The sequence below is a fragment of the Defluviimonas salinarum genome (genome assembly GCF_026013545.1).
GTDB classification, from domain to species: domain Bacteria; phylum Pseudomonadota; class Alphaproteobacteria; order Rhodobacterales; family Rhodobacteraceae; genus Albidovulum; species Albidovulum salinarum.
Genome location: NZ_JAPDOG010000004.1, coordinates 170,739 through 188,536, shown reverse-complemented (window position 1 = coordinate 188,536; position 17,798 = coordinate 170,739). Strand labels below are relative to the sequence as shown.

16 protein-coding genes and 1 tRNA gene are annotated in these 17,798 nt (G+C 69.3%); 7 read left to right on the top strand and 10 right to left on the bottom strand.

Annotated features, from left to right (window positions below; all coding sequences use genetic code 11):
• Positions 1 to 15 precede the first annotated feature (15 nt).
• The gene (locus tag OM960_RS06445) at positions 16 to 2,106 is read left to right on the top strand and encodes a 3-hydroxyacyl-CoA dehydrogenase NAD-binding domain-containing protein (protein WP_264771409.1); all 2,091 of its coding nucleotides are present in this window, start codon (positions 16 to 18) and stop codon (positions 2,104 to 2,106) included.
• Between the two features lie 94 nt (positions 2,107 to 2,200).
• Here the strand turns inward: OM960_RS06445 and OM960_RS06440 are convergent, their stop codons facing one another.
• Entirely contained in the window at positions 2,201 to 2,416 is a 216-nt protein-coding gene (locus tag OM960_RS06440) for a hypothetical protein (protein ID WP_263333075.1), read from the bottom strand.
• Between the two features lie 123 nt (positions 2,417 to 2,539).
• Here OM960_RS06440 and OM960_RS06435 point away from each other — a divergent pair, with 123 nt between their 5' ends.
• Both OM960_RS06435 and OM960_RS06430 read left to right on the top strand, forming a co-directional pair.
• On the top strand, positions 2,540 to 2,800 hold the full coding sequence (locus OM960_RS06435; protein WP_263333073.1) for a DUF2312 domain-containing protein: 261 nt from the start codon (positions 2,540 to 2,542) through the stop codon (positions 2,798 to 2,800).
• A gap of 79 nt (positions 2,801 to 2,879) precedes the next feature.
• Positions 2,880 to 3,578, top strand: a complete 699-nt coding sequence (locus OM960_RS06430; protein ID WP_264771408.1) for an SDR family NAD(P)-dependent oxidoreductase — start codon at positions 2,880 to 2,882, stop codon at positions 3,576 to 3,578.
• Positions 3,579 to 3,580: 2 nt separating this feature from the next.
• On the opposite strand, the gene OM960_RS06425 is transcribed toward OM960_RS06430, so the two are convergent.
• Positions 3,581 to 4,456: a hypothetical protein gene (locus OM960_RS06425; RefSeq protein WP_264771407.1), complete on the bottom strand. Its 876-nt coding sequence runs from the start codon at positions 4,454 to 4,456 to the stop codon at positions 3,581 to 3,583.
• A 232-nt stretch (positions 4,457 to 4,688) separates the two neighbouring features.
• Between OM960_RS06425 and OM960_RS06420 the strand changes: the two genes are divergently transcribed.
• The 3 genes from OM960_RS06420 to OM960_RS06410 all read left to right on the top strand — a co-directional run bounded on the left by OM960_RS06420 (position 4,689) and on the right by OM960_RS06410 (position 6,880).
• The gene (locus OM960_RS06420; RefSeq protein WP_264771476.1) at positions 4,689 to 6,263 is read left to right on the top strand and encodes an ABC transporter permease; all 1,575 of its coding nucleotides are present in this window, start codon (positions 4,689 to 4,691) and stop codon (positions 6,261 to 6,263) included.
• On the top strand, positions 6,260 to 6,763 hold the full coding sequence (locus tag OM960_RS06415) for a gluconokinase (protein WP_264771406.1): 504 nt from the start codon (positions 6,260 to 6,262) through the stop codon (positions 6,761 to 6,763). The genes OM960_RS06420 and OM960_RS06415 overlap by 4 nt, the downstream gene beginning before the upstream one ends.
• A gap of 41 nt (positions 6,764 to 6,804) precedes the next feature.
• Positions 6,805 to 6,880 (top strand) — tRNA-Thr (locus OM960_RS06410).
• A gap of 85 nt (positions 6,881 to 6,965) precedes the next feature.
• Here OM960_RS06410 and OM960_RS06405 read toward each other — a convergent pair.
• The 8 genes from OM960_RS06405 to OM960_RS06370 all read right to left on the bottom strand — a co-directional run bounded on the left by OM960_RS06405 (position 6,966) and on the right by OM960_RS06370 (position 16,506).
• A complete protein-coding gene (locus OM960_RS06405) occupies positions 6,966 to 8,921 on the bottom strand; it encodes an AAA family ATPase (RefSeq protein ID WP_264771405.1) in 1,956 nt (651 codons plus the stop codon).
• A 269-nt stretch (positions 8,922 to 9,190) separates the two neighbouring features.
• A complete protein-coding gene (locus OM960_RS06400) occupies positions 9,191 to 12,388 on the bottom strand; it encodes an efflux RND transporter permease subunit (protein WP_264771404.1) in 3,198 nt (1,065 codons plus the stop codon).
• Positions 12,385 to 13,344: an efflux RND transporter periplasmic adaptor subunit gene (locus OM960_RS06395; RefSeq protein WP_264771403.1), complete on the bottom strand. Its 960-nt coding sequence runs from the start codon at positions 13,342 to 13,344 to the stop codon at positions 12,385 to 12,387. Before OM960_RS06395 ends, OM960_RS06400 begins: the two co-directional genes overlap by 4 nt.
• Before the next feature lie 13 nt (positions 13,345 to 13,357).
• Positions 13,358 to 13,558, bottom strand: a complete 201-nt coding sequence (locus OM960_RS06390; RefSeq protein ID WP_264771402.1) for a YgaP family membrane protein — start codon at positions 13,556 to 13,558, stop codon at positions 13,358 to 13,360.
• A 90-nt stretch (positions 13,559 to 13,648) separates the two neighbouring features.
• Positions 13,649 to 14,947 carry an NAD(P)/FAD-dependent oxidoreductase gene (locus OM960_RS06385; protein ID WP_264771401.1) on the bottom strand — a complete coding sequence of 433 codons (1,299 nt, stop codon included), beginning with the start codon at positions 14,945 to 14,947 and terminating at the stop codon, positions 13,649 to 13,651.
• A gap of 356 nt (positions 14,948 to 15,303) precedes the next feature.
• Positions 15,304 to 15,675, bottom strand: a complete 372-nt coding sequence (locus tag OM960_RS06380; protein ID WP_432759511.1) for an ArsR/SmtB family transcription factor — start codon at positions 15,673 to 15,675, stop codon at positions 15,304 to 15,306.
• Positions 15,676 to 15,750: 75 nt separating this feature from the next.
• Positions 15,751 to 16,245, bottom strand: a complete 495-nt coding sequence (gene ferA / locus OM960_RS06375; protein ID WP_264771400.1) for a flavin reductase FerA — start codon at positions 16,243 to 16,245, stop codon at positions 15,751 to 15,753.
• Positions 16,246 to 16,356: 111 nt separating this feature from the next.
• Positions 16,357 to 16,506, bottom strand: a complete 150-nt coding sequence (locus OM960_RS06370; RefSeq protein WP_263333053.1) for a hypothetical protein — start codon at positions 16,504 to 16,506, stop codon at positions 16,357 to 16,359.
• A gap of 244 nt (positions 16,507 to 16,750) precedes the next feature.
• Here OM960_RS06370 and OM960_RS06365 point away from each other — a divergent pair, with 244 nt between their 5' ends.
• The gene (locus OM960_RS06365) at positions 16,751 to 17,791 is read left to right on the top strand and encodes a DUF475 domain-containing protein (protein WP_263333051.1); all 1,041 of its coding nucleotides are present in this window, start codon (positions 16,751 to 16,753) and stop codon (positions 17,789 to 17,791) included.
• Positions 17,792 to 17,798: the final 7 nt, after the last annotated feature.

Below are 17,798 nucleotides of genomic sequence, written 5' to 3'. Positions count from 1 at the left end.
GCGAGAAGGGCAGGCATGACGGAAGAGGCAGGCATCGCCATCGGCGACGGGATCGCCACGATCACGCTCGACAATCCCCCGGTGAACGCGCTCGGCGCCGGCTTGCGCGGCGCGCTGATGACCGCGCTCGGGGCCGCGCTCCATGATCCCGGCGTGCAGGTGATCGTGCTCACCGCGGCGGGTCGGACCTGGCCCGCGGGCGCCGATATCCGCGAGTTCGGGCGGTCGCCGGGAGCGCCCTCGCTGCCCGAGCTCTGCCAGGCGGTCGCCGGGAGCGCCAAGCCGGTGATCGCGGCGTTGCATGGCATGGTGCTTGGCGGCGGGCTGGAGCTTGCGCTCGCGGCGCGGGTGCGGCTTGCCGAACCGGGCACCGAGCTCGGCCTGCCGGAGGTCACGCTCGGGATCCTGCCCGGCGCCGGGGGCACCCAGCGGCTGCCGCGGCTCATCGGTGCGAAGCGGGCGCTTGGGCTGATGCTGAGCGGGCTGCCGATCGGCGCGGCGCGGGCGGAGGAACTCGGGCTCGTCGACGCGGTGACCGAGGGCGGCTCAGCGGCGGCGGCCGAACGGCTCGCGCGGGCTTATCTCGCCGGCGAGGCGGAGCTGCCCGAGGTGGAGGAGCAGCGCCGCCGGGTCGATCCCCGCGCCTGGCTTCTGGCGGTGGCCGCGGCGCGGTCGGGACTGGGCGATCCGCAACTGCCCGCGCCGGGGCGGATCATCGATTGTGTCGAGGCGGCGCTGCTCCTGCCCGAGGACGAAGGCTTCGCCTTCGAGCGCGCCGCCTTCGAGGATCTCGTCGCGACGTCGGAGGCGGCGGCCCTGCGCCACGCCTTCCTCGCCGAGCGCCGCGCGGCGAAGCAGCCCGACCTCGCTCATGTGAAGCCGCGCGAGATCCACAACGTCGGCGTCGTCGGCGGTGGCCTGATGGGGGCGGGCATTGCCACGGCGCTCCTCGGGGCGGGCTGCAGCGTGACGCTGGTGGAGCGCGACGGCGAGGCGCTTGCCGCGGGGCTTGCGCGCGTCGCCACCCATCACGAGAGGGCGGTCGCGAAGGGCCGGCTCAGCCCCGAGGCGCGTGAGGCCGAATGGGCGCGGCTCGCCGGGGCGACCGGACTCGCGGCGCTCGCCGGGTCTGACCTTGTGATCGAGGCGGCCTACGAGGACGAGGCGGTGAAGGCGGGGATCTTCGCCGAGCTCGACCGGGTGGCGCGGCCGGGCGCGATCCTGGCCACCAACACCTCTTACCTGGACGTCAACCGGATCGCGGCGGCGACGGCGCGGCCCGGCGACGTGATCGGGCTGCATTTCTTCTTGCCGGTGCAGGCGATGCGGCTCGTCGAGGTCGTCGTGGGAGCGGAGACCGCGCCCGATGTCATCGCCTCCGCCTTCGCGCTCGCCCGGCGGATCGGCAAGGTCGCGGTGCGCGCCGGGGTCTGCGACGGGTTCATCGGCAACCGGATCCTGACCGCCTACCGCACGGCTGCGGATTTCCTTCTCGAGGATGGCGCCTCGCCTTACGAGATCGACCGGGCGATGGTCGCCTGGGGCTTCCCGGCCGGACCCTACCAGGTGCTCGACATGGCCGGGCTCGACATCTCCTGGGCGCGTCGCAGGCGGCTCGCCGCGACGCGGGATCCGGCGCGCCGCTATGTCGCGATCGGCGACCGTCTCTGCGAGGCGGGGCGGCTCGGGCGGAAGGCGGGCAAGGGATACTACCTTTACCCCGAGCGCGCTTGGCAGGGCGTGGAGGATCCCGACGTGCTGGCGCTGATCGCGGCCGAGCGCGAGGCGCGCGGCATCGTCGCGCGCGAGGTCACGGCGGCGGAGATTCAGGACCGGGTGCTCGCGGCGATGGCCAACGAGGGCGCGCGGATCCTCGAGGAGGGGATCGCGGCGCGGCCGTCGGACATCGACCTCGTTATGCTTCTCGGCTACGGCTTCCCGCGCTGGCGCGGCGGGCCGATGCTGGCGGCCGACCAGGCCGGTTTGCTCGCCCTGCGCAAGCGGCTCGTCGACTACGCCCGCGAGGAGGAGGCGTTCTGGCGCCCGGCCGCGCTCTGGGAGGAGCTGATCAAGAACGGCCGGAAATTCGCCGATCTGAACGACTGAGCTTCATCTTGCCGAAAATATCCCCGCCGGAGGCAAATGCCGCCGGGGCAGGACGCTCCGCGGGGGATACTTGGAGCAAGATGAATGGGCCGGTTCAGCCGAGCATGATGCCGGCGACCACCATCATCAGCCCGAGCGCCGACAGCAGGAGGGCCGCGAAATTCAGCGTGACAGCGCGCTGCAGGCGGGCGCGGAGTTCGGGGTCGGGCAGGTTCTCGCGGCGGGCGCGGGCGACGCTCAGGATGCACCAGACGAGTGCGGCGAGTCCCGCGAACGTGACCAGCGCGCCGGTCCAGATGAGCCAGTCCATGGCGGTCCTCCCCTTGCCTCCGCCCGCCCTAGCGCGAAGCCGCCGGGAGGGCAAGGCCGGGCCTTGAAGCACCGCGCGCGAGCGTCTAGTCAGGACGCCGGCCCCCGTAGAGGAGAATGCGTGATGAACCAGCCCGTGTCCGATGCCACCTACAACGTCGCCGCCGACGAGCTGCGCCAGTTCATCGAACGCTACGAGCATCTGGAGGCCGAGAAGAAGGACATCGCCGAGCAGCAGAAGGAAGTGATGGCCGAGGCCAAGGGGCGCGGCTACGACACCAAGGTGCTGCGCAAGATCGTCGCGCTCAGGAAGCGCGACAAGGACGACATTGCCGAGGAAGAGGCGGTGCTGGAGATGTACAAGGCCGCGCTCGGCATGGAGTGAGCCGGCTTCGCCTTCCTTCCGGCGCGCGCGCCCTTGCGTCGTGCTATGCTCGGGCAGAGCATGAGGGAGGGAGGAAGCCATGACCAAACCGGTTTGCGCCATTCTCGGAGTCGGTCCCGGCAACGGGATGGCCTGCGCCCGGCGGTTCTCGGAAGGCGGATATGCGCTCGGGCTCTGTTCACGGCGCGGGCCGGATGCGGCGGCGCTCGCCTCGGTGAGTGACGCGCATGGCTATGCCTGCGACGTGACGGATCCGGCTTCGCTCGATGCGGCGCTGGCGGCGATCCGCGCCGATCTCGGGCCCATCGAGACGCTCGTCTTCAACGCCGGATCGGCGCATTGGGGCGATATCGACGCGCTGGACGCCGACGCCCTGCGCCGCGATGTCGAGGTCAACGCGGTCGGGCTCTTCCTGGCCGCGAAGGGCGTGCTGCCCGGCATGCGGGAGCTCGGGCGCGGCAATATCGTGGTGATCGGCGCGGGGGCTGCGCTGCGCGGACGTCCCGGCACCATCGCCTTCGCGGCCGGAAAGGCGGCGCAGCGCTCTGTTGCCCAGTCGCTTGCCCGCCAGCTCGGGCCGGAGAATATCCATGTCGCCTACCTGGTCTTGGACGGGGTCGTCGATCTCGCCACCACCAAGGCGCGGATGCCGGACAAGCCGGAGACCTTCTTCCTCTCGGCCGAGGGCGTCGCCGAGGCCGCCTTCGCGGTGACGCGGCAGGACCGGCAGGCCTGGAGCTTCGAGCTCGACCTCAGGCCCTTCGGCGAGAGCTGGTAGGGTCAGGGCTGCAGGAAGGTCACGCCCGGCATCGAAGCGATCTCGGCGCAGTCCTCCTCGTAGGCCGCGGTCATGGCGGCGACGAGCGCCGCGTCCCAGCCGGGCAGCGCGATCTCGACCTCGATCTCCTCGGGGCGGGCGAAGCGGTCGAGGAAGTCGGCGGTGATCTCTCGCCGCTCGGCGACCGTCTCGGGCGGATGCGCGTCGAGATGGGCCTTGAGCTCGGAGAGCCCGTCCTCGGTCATGATCGTCGCGAGCAGGTCGAAATCACCTTCGAGCACCGCGTCGGACCCGAGCCCGGCGAGGCCGCGCAGGATCTCCGGCCAGAGGAGCGGCGTGTCCTCGTTGCACCAGAGCGTGAGATGGAGGTCGGGGCGCTGGTCGAGCACCCGCTCGATCGCGGGCGCCCAGCGCAGCGCCATTGGGTCGGCGTGGCCCATGACCTCGGCATAGCTCCGGTCCGCCGCGCGCTCGATCAGCGCCGGGACCAGCGTCGCGGGGTTGCGCAGCGCGAGGTGGAACTCGGTCTCGGCTTCGGGGAAGAGATTGGCATAGGAGGCGATGCGCATCGGTGCGGTGGCGTAGAAGACGCCGTCGGCGACGACGTTGACCGGAAAGCAGATCAGGCCGTCGTGGCTGAAGACGAGCCTCTGCGCCGTCTCGGTCTCCATCACCGCGTCGAGGATGACCTGCTGGGCATCGGCGCCGGCATAGCCGCCCCTGAGCGACTTGGCCACCTTGGGCAGCAGCGTCCGGTATTGCCGCGAAGCGGGCACCGAGATGCCGCGCGCCTCGAGCGTGCCGCGATTCTTCAAAAGCGCCCGGAGGAGCCGTTCCTCGTCGGTGCAGTGCGCCCCGAGGTGATACACGATCTGCATGACGCCGGTCCGTTCCCAATCGCTTCCGGCGCAGACCCTATACGGGCTTGCTGGACAGGAAAACCGCTTTCCTGTAACCGCTGTGGTCATGGCCGAGCAAAACAGTCAAGCAATCGCGGGCGGGGGAATCGTGGCGGGCAGGGGCCGGGAGCGGGCGGCCGCGTCGCATGGTCCGAGAGCCGGAAGCGGCCTGTGGTCGGCCGGCGCGCTGGCGATCGCGGCGCTGGTGGTGATGCCGATCGTCGCGGTGCTGGTGCTCGCCTTTCATCCGACCGAGAACATCTGGCCGCATCTCCTGTCGACGACGCTGCCGCGCTATGCCGCGAACACCGCGATCCTGACGGTGGCGACCGGCGCGCTCGCGGCGGCGGTGGGGGCAGGGGCGGCCTGGCTCGTGACGATGTACCGCTTCCCGTTCGCGCGGCTTCTCGAATGGCTGCTGCTCCTGCCGCTCGCGATCCCGGCCTATATCGGCGCCTATGCGCTGGTGGATTTCCTCGACTATTCCGGCCCGGTGCAGGTTGCCTTGCGCGACGCGATGGGCTGGACCTCGGCGCGCGACTACTGGTTTCCGGCGGTCCGCTCGCGCACCGGGGCGGTGATCGTCCTTGCCGCGGCGATGTATCCTTACGTCTACATGCTCGCCCGCGCCGCTTTCCGCGAGACCTCGGCGGCGAGCTACGAGGTCGCGCGCGCGCTCGGAGCGGGGCCGGTCGGGCTCTTCTGGCGGGTCGGGATGCCGCTCGCGCGGCCGGCGATCGCGGCCGGGGCGGCGATCGTGATGATGGAGACGGTAAACGATTTCGGCGTCGTCGACTTCTTCGCGGTGCAGACGCTGACGACCGGGATCTTCACGGTCTGGCTCGAGACCGGCAATGCCGGCGGCGCGGCGCAGATCGCCTGCGTGATCCTCGCGGTGATCCTCGCGCTCGTGGCGCTGGAGAAGGTCAGCCGGCGCAATTCGCGCTACTACCAGTCGGCGCGGCAGTCGCGGCCGGTGACGAAGATCGCGCTGACCGGCTGGGCGGGGCGGGTGGCGACGCTGCTTTGCGTGCTGCCGGTGGCGATGGGCTTCGTTCTGCCGCTCGGGGTGATCGTGGGCCATGCCTTCGACTCGCCCGAGACCTGGCTCGGCGCCGGTCTTGGCCGTGCGTTTCTGAACACGCTGACGGTGGGCGGGGCGGCGGCGCTGCTGACCGTCACGGGTGCCCTCTTCATGGTCTACGGGGTGCGGCTCACCGGGCGGCGGCTGCCGAAGCTGGTGCTGCCGGTGACGACGATCGGCTATGCCGCGCCGGGCGCGGTGCTGGCGGTCGGCATCCTCATTCCCGTCGCGGCCTTCGACCACCGGGTGGCGGACGCGGTGCTGTGGCTGACCGGACGCGATCCGGGCCTGATCCTCACCGGCTCGGCGGCGGCGATCGTCTTCGCCTACACGGTGCGCTTCTTCGCCATCGCCCAGGGCGCGACCGATGCGGCATTCGGCCGGGTCTCGCCCTCCCTGCCGATGGCGGCGCGGTCGCTCGGCCGCACGGCGGGCGGCGCCCTGCGCGAGGTCTATCTGCCGCTGATGAAAGGCTCGGTCGGCACGGCGCTGCTGCTCGTCTTCGTCGATTGCGTGAAGGAGCTGCCGGCGACGCTGCTCTTGCGCCCGTTCAACTACGATACACTTGCGACCCGGGCGCATGAGAAGGCGAGTCTGGAAAACATCGCCGAGGCGGCGCCGCCGGCGCTTCTGGTGATCGCGGTGGGGCTGGTGGCGGTGGGGCTGCTCGCGCGGGCGAACCTGAAGGCACGCGCGCGGTGAGCGCGTTGGCCCCGCGCGTCGTCGTGGTGATGGGCGTGGCGGGGGCCGGAAAGTCGACGCTGGCCGCCGCACTGGCAAGGGCTCTCGGAGCGCGGTTCATCGAGGGCGACGCCTACCACCCCGAGGGCAACATCGCAGCGATGGCCGCCGGGCGGCCGCTGACCGACGCCATGCGCGAGGGCTGGCTCGACCGGCTCGCCGAGGCCGGGGCGAAGACGCCGGGACGCGTGGTCGTCGCCTGTTCGGCGCTGCGGCACGCCCACCGCGACCGGCTGCAGGCCGGACTCGGTGTCTGCCGCTTTCTCTATCTCGCCTGCGACGCGGAGACCGCCGCCGCCCGTGTCGCCGCCCGGTCGGGCCATTTCTTCGCGCCTGAACTGGTGCCAAGCCAGTTCGCCGCGCTGGAGCCGCCCGGTCCCGATGAGCGCGACGCGGTGACGTTCGCCGCCGCGCTGCCGCCCGGCCGGTTGCTCGCCGAGGCGCTTCGTCATGTCGGATGAGGCTTGCGCGCGGGCGCGGGGAGATTTATCTCCACGGATGTGCCCCTATAGCTCAGCTGGTAGAGCATCTGATTTGTAATCAGGGGGTCGGGGGTTCAAGTCCCTCTGGGGGCACCATGAAATCAAGTATTCGCAACAGCTTGGCATAGCCGCCATGATCTTTGCGCACCGCTTGGACGGGCGAGATCTGCACGCGGATCCGCTACTTCTTCCGGCCGCCGTCTTTGTCTTTGCCGCGACTCCTGTCCTTGCTTTTCCCCTTGCTCTTGCCCTTTCCCTTACCGTTGCTGCCACCCTTGCCCTTGCGGACGACTTTGCGGTTTCCGTCGCCGTTTCCGCTCACGACGACATTGCCGAAGCCGCTCCGGTTGATCCCGGTGAAGCCGTTCCTGCCGAAGCCGTCCGCCCTGTCGCCGCGGTTCCGGTCAGCTTGGCGGCGGCCGGTTCGTTCGTCGCCGCCATTTGCGGCGCGGATCAAGATGGTTCGGGGCCTGGGCTTCGGTGGGGCGAGCGCCCGGGCGGCCGGGTGGTCCGATCCCAGGGCTGTCTCCGGCCCGGTCCGGCTCGGCGGGGTGCGGAACTGGTCGGCGGAGGTCCGCGGGGACGCGGCGCCGAGGCTATCCGGCGCGGCGGTCGGGGCTGGTCCGGTCCGGCTCGGCGCGGAGCGGAACTGGTCGGCGGAGGTCCGCGGGGACGCGGCGCCGAGGCTTTCAGGCGCGGCGGTCGGGGCTGGTGCGGTGCGGAACTGGTCGGCGGAGGTCCGCGGGGACGCGGCGGCAAGGCTTTCCGGCGCGGCGGTCGGGGCTGGTGCGATCCGGCTCGGCGCGGCGCCGAACAGTGTCTCGGCGCGATCCCGGAGCGCGGAGAGCCGGGTTTCGAACGGTGTGCCCGGTTCGGTCAGATGGGCCGCGGCGCCGACTGTCGCGAGGAGGATCAGCGCGATGGCCTCAAGGCGCCAGCCTGCCGGTCGCGACGGTGGGGCGAGGGCAGGCGCCTCGGTCGAGGGTCTGGCCCCGGAAGCCGGGGCGGGGGGCGCCGCGGGCGGTGGATGTTCAGTGTCCGCCCGTACGGTGAGGATCAGCAAAGGCAGTCGGGCCTCGCCGGCGGAGCCGGACCGGTGCAGGATCGAGGCGAGTACGGTGGCGGGGGCGCGGCGCGCGGTCGGCGCGACCGGAAGGTTCGAACCCGGCCCGGGGGGCGCCGGAGGCGTCGCGGAGCCGGCCTGGTCTGGCGTCGGGGCGGCTGGAGCCTTGCTCTTTGGAACCATGAACCGCGGCAGGGTCTGACGTTGCGATCTGGCCGGGTCCGGCTTCTGGGGGGCGAACGTCCGGGGCTTGGCGTCGCCCGACGGCATCCTCAGGGTGATCCGCGACGTCGGGAGGTTCACCACGCGGGCCGGTGCGCCGGCGGTCCGTGCGGCCCCCGAATCCGGGGGAGCGTTGGACCAGTCCGGGCGGAGAGCGTCGATCCTTTTCGGCACGCCGTTGGTCCGGTCGAATATATCCTTCATCGCCTCGGCGTCGAAGGCGTCCGGGCGCCCGCCGGCTGCCTTCACGATGTGGCGGACATAGTCGGCCGTGTCCTCACGGGTCATGGGGCCAAGCTCGAAGCTCGGGCCGACGAGATCGGGCGCCGCGCGATTGATCCGGTCGTGGAGCGACGGCGGGCCGACCAGAACGAGTTTGAGGCGCGGTCCCTCGTCGAGGCCGCCGGTGGCGAAAAAGCACAGCGCCGAGAGCGCGTCTTCCGACAGCCCGTCGGCGTCGTCGATGACCAGAAGCGGGGCGGAGTCATCCGATGCCGCAGTCTTGAGGAAGGCCGCGAGCGCGGCGCAGTTCAGGTCGCGCCGGTCGGGTTCGTGCGGTTCTCCGAAGACCTCCAGCACGGCGGCGCAGGTGTCGCCGGAGAGCCGGGCGGGATCCGGGATGATCCGGGTGATGCGCTCGGCCTTTTCGTGCCGCGCGAGTTCACGGATCAGGGTCGAGCGGCCGGTGCCCGGTTCTCCCGTGAAGATGGTGAGCGGCGCGCGGCTCTTGGCCGCGAAGCCGAGCCGGTCGAATGCGAGCCGGTGGGCCTTGCTCCAGAAGACCCCGCGCCCGTCATCCGGTGCGGGGACAGGGCTCAGGTGCAGGTCCAGTGCTGCTTTGTACGCGGACACCCATCCCCCTCCGAACTCGAAAGGCGTCGGCACCGTCCCTAGGTGGCAAGCGGATGGAAGAATCGCGCAGAGCGTCTGCAACGACGCCGGACGGCAGTCTCGCGACGCCGTTTCAATTCTGTCGATTCGTCGCGATCCACCATCTCGGGTCTATGCGCCCGATTAGTACCACGGCACCCGCAGGTGCCGTTCCCCTGAGGCTCAGTCTGCCAGAAAGGCGGGCGGAAATCCAGCCGCGCACGGGGCTTGCGCGGCTGGCTGCCGCCGGCTCAGGTCCGGAGCACCCGGTAGACGGCCGGGATCACCAGCACCGTCAGGAGCGTCGAGGAGGCGAGGCCGAAGAGGAGCGATATCGCGAGGCCCTGGAAGATCGGGTCGGTCAGGATCACCGCCGCGCCGATCATCGCCGCGAGCGCGGTCAGGAGGATCGGCTTGAAGCGGATCGCGCCGGCCTCGATCAGGATCTCGGTCAGGGGGCGGTCGCGGCCGGGGGCGTGGCGGATGAAGTCCACGAGCAGGATCGAGTTCCTGACGATGATGCCGGCAAGCGCGATGAAGCCGATCATCGAGGTCGCCGAGAACGGCGCGCCAAAGGCCCAGTGACCGAAGAGGATGCCGATGAAGGTCAGCGGAATCGGCGTCAGGATCACCAGCGGCACCTTGAACGAGCCGAACTGCGCGACGACGAGGATGTAGATGCCCAGAAGCGCCACGCCGAAGGCCGCGCCCATGTCGCGGAAGGTGACCCAGGTCACCTCCCATTCGCCGTCCCAGAGGAGCGTGGGCGCGCTTTCGTCCTCGGGTTGGCCGTGGAATGCCACCACCGGTTTCGGCAGGCCGGTCCAGTCCTGCGCGTCGAGCGCTTCCTGCACGGCGAGCATGCCGTAGAGCGGCGCCTCGAAATCGCCCGCGAGCTCGGCCGTCACCATCTCGGCTGCGAGGCCGTTGTGGCGGAAGACCGGGTAGGAGGCGCGTTCCTCGGTCACGTCGACGACATCGCCAAGCTCGACCACGCCGCGTGCGCCGGGCAGCACGTTCGCCGGGATCGGCGTGGTGAGGAAGGCCTCGTCCATCGTACGTTCGCCCTTCGGCCGTTCCACACGGATCGGGATCGGCTGGCGGCCCTCGCCGCGATGGGAATAGCCCACGGTCGCGCCGCCATTCAGGATCGCGATCGTGTCGAGGACGTCGGATTCCTGGACCTGGAAGAACTCGGCATTGTCGGTCGAGATCGTGGCGCGGAGTCGCCGGGCGGGGTCGCCGTAGGAATTGTCCACGTCGACGATGTAGGGAATCGAGCGGAAGGCGGCCTCGACCTTCTCGGCGACCTGGCGGCGGGTCTCGGGGTCGGGCCCGTAGATCTCGGCCAGGAGCGTCGCGAGCACCGGCGGGCCGGGGGGCGGCTCGACGGTCTTGAGCGAGGTGCCCTCGGGCACCGGCAGCGCCATGATCCGGGTCCGGATCTCCAGCGCGATCTCGTGGCTGGTGCGGTCGCGTTCGCCCTTGGGCAGGAGGTTGATCGCGACCTCGCCCATCTCGGGGCCGGAGCGCAGGTAGGAGTGCCGCACGAGGCCGTTGAAGTTGAAGGGGGCCGCCGTGCCGGCATGGGTCTGGACCGAGCGGACCTCGGGCAGGTCGAGGACCGCGCGGGCGACGGACTGGGCGACCGCGTCGGTCGCTTCGACCGGGGAGCCCTCGGGCAGGTCGATCGTCACCTGCAGCTCCGACTTGTTGTCGAAGGGCAGGAGCTTCACGGTCACGTCCTTGGTGTAGAAGAGCGCGAGCGAGCCGAAGGTGAGGACGAGGACCACGCCGATGAAGCCCCAGCTCCGCGCCTTGGAGGCGAGGATCGGCTTGGCGACGGCCGTGTAGGCGCGACCGAGCGGGCCGCCCTGACCCTCTGCGTGGCCATGGGTGGGCGCCTTGCCGGCGACCTTGAGCATCAGCCAGGGCGTGACCATGACCGCGACGAAGAAGGAAAAGATCATCGCCGCGGAGGCATTCGCGGGGATCGGGCTCATGTAGGGGCCCATGAGCCCCGAGACGAAGAGCATCGGCAGGAGTGCGGCGACCACGGTCAGCGTCGCGACGATGGTCGGGTTGCCGACCTCGGCCACAGCGTCGATAGCGGCCGTCTTGCGGTCGCGGCCGTCATGCATGCCCCAGTGCCGCGCGATGTTCTCGATCACCACGATGGCGTCATCGACGAGGATACCGATGGAAAAGATCAGCGCGAAGAGCGAGACGCGGTTGAGCGTGTAGCCCATGAGCCAGGAGGCGAAGAGCGTCAGCAGGATCGTCACCGGGATAACGACCGCGACGACGACCGCCTCGCGCCGGCCGATGGTCGCCCAGACCAGCGCGATGATCGAAACCGTGGCAAGGCCGAGGTGGTAGAGCAGCTCGTTCGCCTTCTCGTTGGCGCTTTCGCCGTAGTCGCGGGTCACCTCGACCTCGACGTCGTGGGGGATGAGCGTGCCTTCGAGCGCATGGGCCTTGTGGAGGATCGCCTCGGCGACGGTGACCGCGTTTGAACCGGCGCGCTTGGCGACGGCGAGCGTCACCGAGGGGCGGCGGAGAAGGCCTTCCTCGGTCTTGGTGACGGTGGCGACGCGCAACTCCTCGGCGCCCGCGGCGAAGCTCACGTCGGCCACGTCGCGGACATAGACCGGGCGGCCGTCGCGGGTGGTGAGGAGAAGGTTGCCGATCTCCTGCGGCGAGCCGAGGGTTTCGCCGGCGACAAGCTCGATCTGCTCGCCGGCGTAGCGGAGATTGCCGACCGGTATCGCCCGGTTGGCACCCTGGACCTTGCCGGCAAGCTGCTGGAGTGTGACGCCGTTCAGCGCCAGCCGGGCGGGATCGGGGGCGATGCGGATGCGCTCGCCGGTCTCGCCGACGATGTAGGTGAGGCCGACATCGGGGATCTTGGCGATCTCGGTCTTAAGCTCGCGGGCGATGCGGGTGAGGTCGTTCGCGGTGACGCGCTCGGCGGCGGCCTCCGACGGCGAGAGCGTCAAGGACAGGATCGCCACGTCGTCGATGCCGCGCCCGACGATCAGCGGTTCGGGGACGCCGACCGGGATCCGGTCCATGTTGGCGCGAACCTTGTCGTGAACACGAAGCACGGCGGCGTCCGAGGAGGTGCCGACGAGGAAGCGCGCGGTGACCATGACCTGGTCGTCGCGGCTTTGCGAATAGACATGCTCGACCCCGTCGATGCCCTTGACGATGGTCTCAAGAGGTTCGGTGATCAGCTTCACGGCGTCCGCGGCCTTCAAACCGTCCGCGCGCACGAGGATGTCGACCATCGGCACCGAGATCTGCGGCTCCTCCTCGCGCGGGAGCGAGACGAGGGCCACCAGTCCGAAGACGAAGGCGGCGATGAGGAACAAGGGCGTCAGCGGCGAGCCGATGAAAGCCCGCGTGAGTCTGCCGGCGATGCCGAGCTTGGTGTTCTCGGATGTCATGGGGTGACCACGGTGTCGCCGGCTTCAAGGCCGGTCAGGATCTCGACCATCTCGGCGCCGTCGATGCTGACGGCCTCGCCGAGGACGACAGCGCGTTCGGCTTCCTCGCCCGCCTCAGAGACGGTGACGAAGTCGATGCCCGACCGCGTGGCCACCGCATCGGCGGGGATCACCAGCGCCTCGCGCGTCCCGACCGGCAGGCGGACGAGGACGCGGGCATTGACGAAGGCGGTTTCCAACCCCGCGACCTCGACATCGGCGGTGACGCGGCCATTGTCGATCTGGGGATAGAGCTTGGCGATGCGGCCATCCTTCTCCTCGCCGTCGGTGATGCGGATCGCATCGCCCTCGGCAAGCGCGCCCGCGTGACGTTCGGGGATCGAGAGGCGCAGGAAGAAGCCGCCGCCGCCGATCGTGGCGACGGGCTCGCCGGGCAGGATCACCGCGCCGGGGGTGACAGGCACGGTCAGGACGCGGCCTGCGGAGGGCGCGAGCACGCGGCCCTCGGAGGCTTGCTGGACCGAGATGTCGCGCTGCGCCTCGGTGGTCGAGATCTGGCCCCGGATCACATCGACGGAGGTGCGGAGCTGGTCGAGCCTTTGCACGGTAGTGACGCCGCGTTCGACCAGCGTCTCGCCGCGCTTCAGCTCGGTCTCGGCGGTGGCAAGCTGCGCCTTGAGCGCGGCGATCTGGGCGTCGTGGGCGGCGATCTGGAAGGCGATCTTGTCGTCATGGACGACGGCGATCTCCTGGCCTGCGGTCACGAGATCGCCCTCGGTGACCGAGAGCGACTGGATCGTGCCGCCGATGCGCGCGCGGGCCGGGATCGTCTCCTTCGCCTCGATGCGACCGTAGACCGCCTTCCACTCGGTCAGCGTCTCGGGTGCCAGAGTCAGCGACCCGGCATGGGCCGGGCCGGTGGCGAGGAGAGAGGCGGCGATCAGGAGCGCGCGCATGGGTCCTTACCTTTCAGAATGCGGTGCCGGGCTTTACGCCGAGCTTGCGGAAGACAATCGCGGCCGGGCAGAAGCCGGTAAAGGCCGATTGCATGAGGTTCAGGCCGATGAAGACCGTGAACCAGACGAAATAGGACGACACCCACATGGTGAGCGCCACCGAGAGAAGAACCATCGTGCCGGCAAAGGCAAGCATGGTGCGGTCGAGAGTCATGGAAACCTCCGTCGATGCTTTCGAATTCGCAAATATGAATATGTTGGCGGGATTGCAAGGGCCATCGTGCGGATGGCCCCTGCTATCCGGTCAGGCCGCGTCGTCCTCGGAGACGTTGATTTCCTTCAGCTTCTCGATCCCGAGCATGTGCAGCGCGAGCTTTTCGTAGAAAGGCTCGGACTTGCCGCTGCGGACCTTGTGGAGGAAGTACTTCTCGAAGCCGATCTTGGCGGCATGGACCCACTTGCCCGAGGACGACCAGTTGACGTTGCGCGGCGGGATCTGCGGCTGGGCGACGAAGGCGACGCCGCCATCGCCGAAATCGGCGAGGCAGACGGCGTTCCAGGTTCCCTGCGCGTTGGGCGCCTTGCCCTCGATCAGCCGGGCGATGTTGTGGGTCGTCGCGGTCACCATGCTCTCGATCATGAAACCGGTCTTCGGTACGCCGACCGGAACCGGCGTCTTGCCGACCGGCGGGATCGCGACGCAGACGCCGACCGCGAAGATCTCGGGGAAGGCCGGATTGCGCTGGTGCTTGTCGACGAGGATGAAGCCGCGCGGATTGGTCAGCCCCTCGATGTCGCGCACCGCGGCGACGCCGCGGAAGGCGGGCAGCATCATCGTGTAGACCTGCGGCAGCGCGTGTGTCGCGGCGACAGTGCCGTCCTCGGCGATCTCTGAGACGTGGAGCTTGCCGGCCTCGACCTTGTCGACACGGGCGTTGCAGATCCACTTGATGTGGTGCTGGCGCAGTTCGCTTTCGAGCAGGCTTTTGGTGTCGCCAACGCCGTCGAGTCCGAGATGGCCGATATAGGGTTCCGAGGTCACGAAGGTCATCGGCACCCGGTCGCGCACCTTGGCGTCGCGGAGCGCCTTGTCGAGGATGAAGGCGAATTCGTAGGCCGGGCCGAAGCAGGACGCGCCCTGAACGGCGCCGATCACCACCGGGCCGGGATTGGCGACGAGCTTGTCGAAGGCGTCCTTGGCCTGAAGCGCGTGGCCGACCTGGCAGACCGATTGGGTCTCGGCGCCCGGCCCGAAGCCCTCGATCTCGTCGAAGGCGAGGTCGGGGCCGGTGGCGATGACGAGGTAGTCGTAGTCGAGCGTGGCGCCGTCGGTCAGCTCGATCCGCTTCTGGTCGGGAAGGAGCCGCCGCGCGCCCTGCGGATGGAGCGCGATGTCGCGGCGGGCGAGGACCGGGGTGAGGTCTACCTCGACCGAAGCCTGGTCGCGCCAGCCGACCGCGACCCAGGGGTTGGACGGGACGAAGTGATATTTCGTGCCGAGCGTGACGACCGCGATGCGGTGCTCCTTGCCGAGTTTCTCGCGCAGCTCGTAGGCCATGATTGTGCCGCCGAGACCGCCGCCGAGAACGATGATCTGTGCCATGTCCGTGTCTCCTCCTGGTCCGGACAGCGGGCGCTCGCCTCCTGAAGCCCGCCGCAGGACGGTGTTGAACCGCCATGCCGCCGGCGGATGCCGGGAGTGGCGGCGATGCAAACTGCATACACATATCGATATATGAATGTAAATGCTCGGACCTCAAGGTGCGACGATCTTTCCGGGCGGTTTTCTCGCCTGGGCGGGGGGCTCGCAGGAACCGAGGCCGCGCCGACCAGGCACGGCAGCGACGGGCTTGGTCCGGGCGCTGGTGTCAGGTCGCCTGCAATCGGAAGGTTTCAGAGGGGGCTGGCTTTGAACGCCTCAGGTCCGCGTTAGGGCTGGCAGCAAAGACTGGGCGGCGATCAGTCCGCGCAGTCCGTGGCGCAGAACATGTCGTAGAGCAGCCCGATCACGCGCTCCGTACGGCGGTCGCTCAGCGAGTAGTAGATCGCCTTGCCATCGCGGCGGGTCGTGACCAGACCCTCGAGGCGCAGGCGGGCGAGCTGCTGGCTGACCGCGGCCTGCCGCGAGGACAGGAGCTGTTCAAGCTCGGTCACGGATTTCTCGCCGGAGGAAAGATGGCACAGGATCATCAGCCGGCCCTCATGGGCCAGCGCCTTGAGAAAGGCCGAGGCCTCCTCGGCACGGGTGACCATGTCATCGGGAGCGATGCCGCCGTGCGGCGCGCCCTGATCCGGTGCGGGATGAAGATCGTGGTCGTCCAAGGCGTTCATTCCTATTCGTTTTATGGAATATAGGCCGGATGCCACGCACTTGCCAGTGCTCGTTTTCGTCGTCCCGGCGCTGCGTCAGTCGTGGTGCAGGAAGTCGCCGTAGCGGCCGCCCCAGAACAGCAGGGGCTCGCCCGGGCGCAACGCGGCGCGCAGGACCCGGCCGACGAGGATCGCATGATCGCCGCCGTCATGGGCGGCATGGGCCGCGCAATCGAAGCGCGCGAGGCAGCCGGGCAGGAGCGGCAGGCCGTCCGGCGTCGTCCCGGTATCGAGGCCGTCGAAATCCCCGCCCGCGCGCGCGAAGCGCCGGCAGAGCTCGATCTGGTCGGCGGCGAGCACATGGATCGCGTAGAACGGCGCCTCGGCGAAGGCCTGGAAGCGGGCCGAACTGCGGGCCGGGCACCAAAGCACCAGCGGCGGGTCGATGGAGACCGAGGTGAAGCTGTTGGCGGTGATCCCGACCGGGCCCTGCGGCCCGAGCGCGGTCACCACCGTCACGCCGGTGGCGTAACGGCCAAGCGCGGCACGAAAATCGCGCCCGCTGGCGGGGTCCGAAGTGATGTCTCCCATGGTCGTCCTGCCGTTTCCGGTACCGGCCGAAGCCGGTGTTCGCGGCGACAGGAAAACCACATTCCTGGCCGAAAGGCCACCCGGCTCAGGCGATCCCGGCTGGGAGCCGGTTCAGGCCTCGTCCTCGCCGGTGTCGATCAGCCAGCCGCCGGGGCCGGCGATGCGGTCGGGAAGCCCGACGATCATCAGCTCGCGCAGGATTAGGCACGCGAGGATGCTCGCGACGATCTCATCGAACGAAATCTGGCTCAGGAAACCCATGTCACTCTCTCCCTCCGCATGAGGTGACTGTTGCCGTCAATCCGGGCGCGAATTGGGCGGACGCGAGGCATTTCGCCGCCATTGTCGGGACCGGATCGACGCTGTGCCTGCCCCGCGACAGTCGCCCGGGCGGCCGCGGCGCAGGATCGCCGCCGCACTTGTCCTTTCGCCTTCGCATCCCTATGTCGCCCCCGTCGACACATTTGCCGCCCGGGCTTAGCTCGCGCCGCGGCCGGAGCGCATGATGACCACAGCTCTTCACTATTTCCGCTGGGCCTTCCTCGTTACGTTTGCGGGCCTCGCGGGAGCGTTCTGGCTCGGCTGGGGCTACAGCCACAACCTCAGCGGCGCGGTGAGCTTCCTGCTGATCGGCGCCGTGCTCGCGGTGCTGGAGATCTCGCTGTCGTTCGACAATGCGATCGTGAACGCCAACAAGCTCAAGGAGATGACGCCCGAATGGCAGCGCCGTTTCCTGACTTGGGGCATCCTGATCGCTGTGTTCGGGATGCGGATCGTCTTCCCGCTGCTGATCGTCGTCGTCGCAGCCGGGATCGGGCCATTGGAGGCGGTGCGGCTTGCCGCCACGCAGCCGGGCGAATACGCCCGCATCATCAGCGGCGCGCATCTGTCGATCGCGGCCTTCGGCGGCACCTTCCTGATGATGGTCGCGCTCAACTACTTCATCGACGAGGGCAAGGAGGTCGACTGGATCCGAACGCTCGAATGCCAGCTGCGGCGCTGCGCCTCGATTCGCGGTCTGGAGATCGCACTTGTTCTCGCGGTGGTGCTGGTCTTCTCGGCGGTGATGCCGTCCGATGAGCGGGCGCGGTTCCTCTTCGCGGCGATCGGCGGGCTTTTGGCCTTCCTCGGGGTCGAGGTTCTGGGCCATGTGCTCGATTCGCGGCAGCGGGCGCTGAGTGCGGCGGCACATGGCGGACTCGGGGCGTTCCTCTATCTCGAGGTGCTCGACGCCTCGTTCAGCTTCGACGGCGTGATCGGTGCCTTCGCGCTGACCCAGAATCTGTTCCTGATCGCGATCGGCCTCGGCATCGGTGCGATGTATGTGCGCTCGATGACGATCATGCTGGTGGAGCGGCGGACGCTGGCGCAGTTCCGCTTCCTCGAGCATGGCGCGTTCTACTCGATCCTCGTGCTCAGCGTGATCATGTTCGCGCAGACTTTGTGGCACATCCCCGAGCTCGTGACCGGTGTGCTCGGCTCCGGTTTCATCGGCGTCGCACTGGTGTCCTCGATCCTCTACAACCGCCGCAACAAGGAGGCCTGAGCCCGGT

What these genes read in the sequence shown, in the direction of transcription:
- OM960_RS06425 (WP_264771407.1), bottom strand. Translation starts at nt 4,456, where the DNA reads ATGCAGATCGTGTATCACCTCGGGGCGCACTGCACCGACGAGGAACGG.
- OM960_RS06365 (WP_263333051.1), top strand. Translation starts at nt 16,751, where the DNA reads ATGACCACAGCTCTTCACTATTTCCGCTGGGCCTTCCTCGTTACGTTT.
- OM960_RS06395 (WP_264771403.1), bottom strand. Translation starts at nt 13,344, where the DNA reads ATGCGCGCGCTCCTGATCGCCGCCTCTCTCCTCGCCACCGGCCCGGCC.
- OM960_RS06380 (WP_432759511.1), bottom strand. Translation starts at nt 15,675, where the DNA reads ATGAACGCCTTGGACGACCACGATCTTCATCCCGCACCGGATCAGGGC.
- ferA (WP_264771400.1), bottom strand. Translation starts at nt 16,245, where the DNA reads ATGGGAGACATCACTTCGGACCCCGCCAGCGGGCGCGATTTTCGTGCC.
- OM960_RS06430 (WP_264771408.1), top strand. Translation starts at nt 2,880, where the DNA reads ATGACCAAACCGGTTTGCGCCATTCTCGGAGTCGGTCCCGGCAACGGG.
- OM960_RS06440 (WP_263333075.1), bottom strand. Translation starts at nt 2,416, where the DNA reads ATGGACTGGCTCATCTGGACCGGCGCGCTGGTCACGTTCGCGGGACTC.
- OM960_RS06390 (WP_264771402.1), bottom strand. Translation starts at nt 13,558, where the DNA reads ATGACTCTCGACCGCACCATGCTTGCCTTTGCCGGCACGATGGTTCTT.
- OM960_RS06420 (WP_264771476.1), top strand. Translation starts at nt 4,689, where the DNA reads ATGCCGATCGTCGCGGTGCTGGTGCTCGCCTTTCATCCGACCGAGAAC.
- OM960_RS06400 (WP_264771404.1), bottom strand. Translation starts at nt 12,388, where the DNA reads ATGACATCCGAGAACACCAAGCTCGGCATCGCCGGCAGACTCACGCGG.
- OM960_RS06435 (WP_263333073.1), top strand. Translation starts at nt 2,540, where the DNA reads ATGAACCAGCCCGTGTCCGATGCCACCTACAACGTCGCCGCCGACGAG.
- OM960_RS06385 (WP_264771401.1), bottom strand. Translation starts at nt 14,947, where the DNA reads ATGGCACAGATCATCGTTCTCGGCGGCGGTCTCGGCGGCACAATCATG.
- OM960_RS06445 (WP_264771409.1), top strand. Translation starts at nt 16, where the DNA reads ATGACGGAAGAGGCAGGCATCGCCATCGGCGACGGGATCGCCACGATC.
- OM960_RS06370 (WP_263333053.1), bottom strand. Translation starts at nt 16,506, where the DNA reads ATGGGTTTCCTGAGCCAGATTTCGTTCGATGAGATCGTCGCGAGCATC.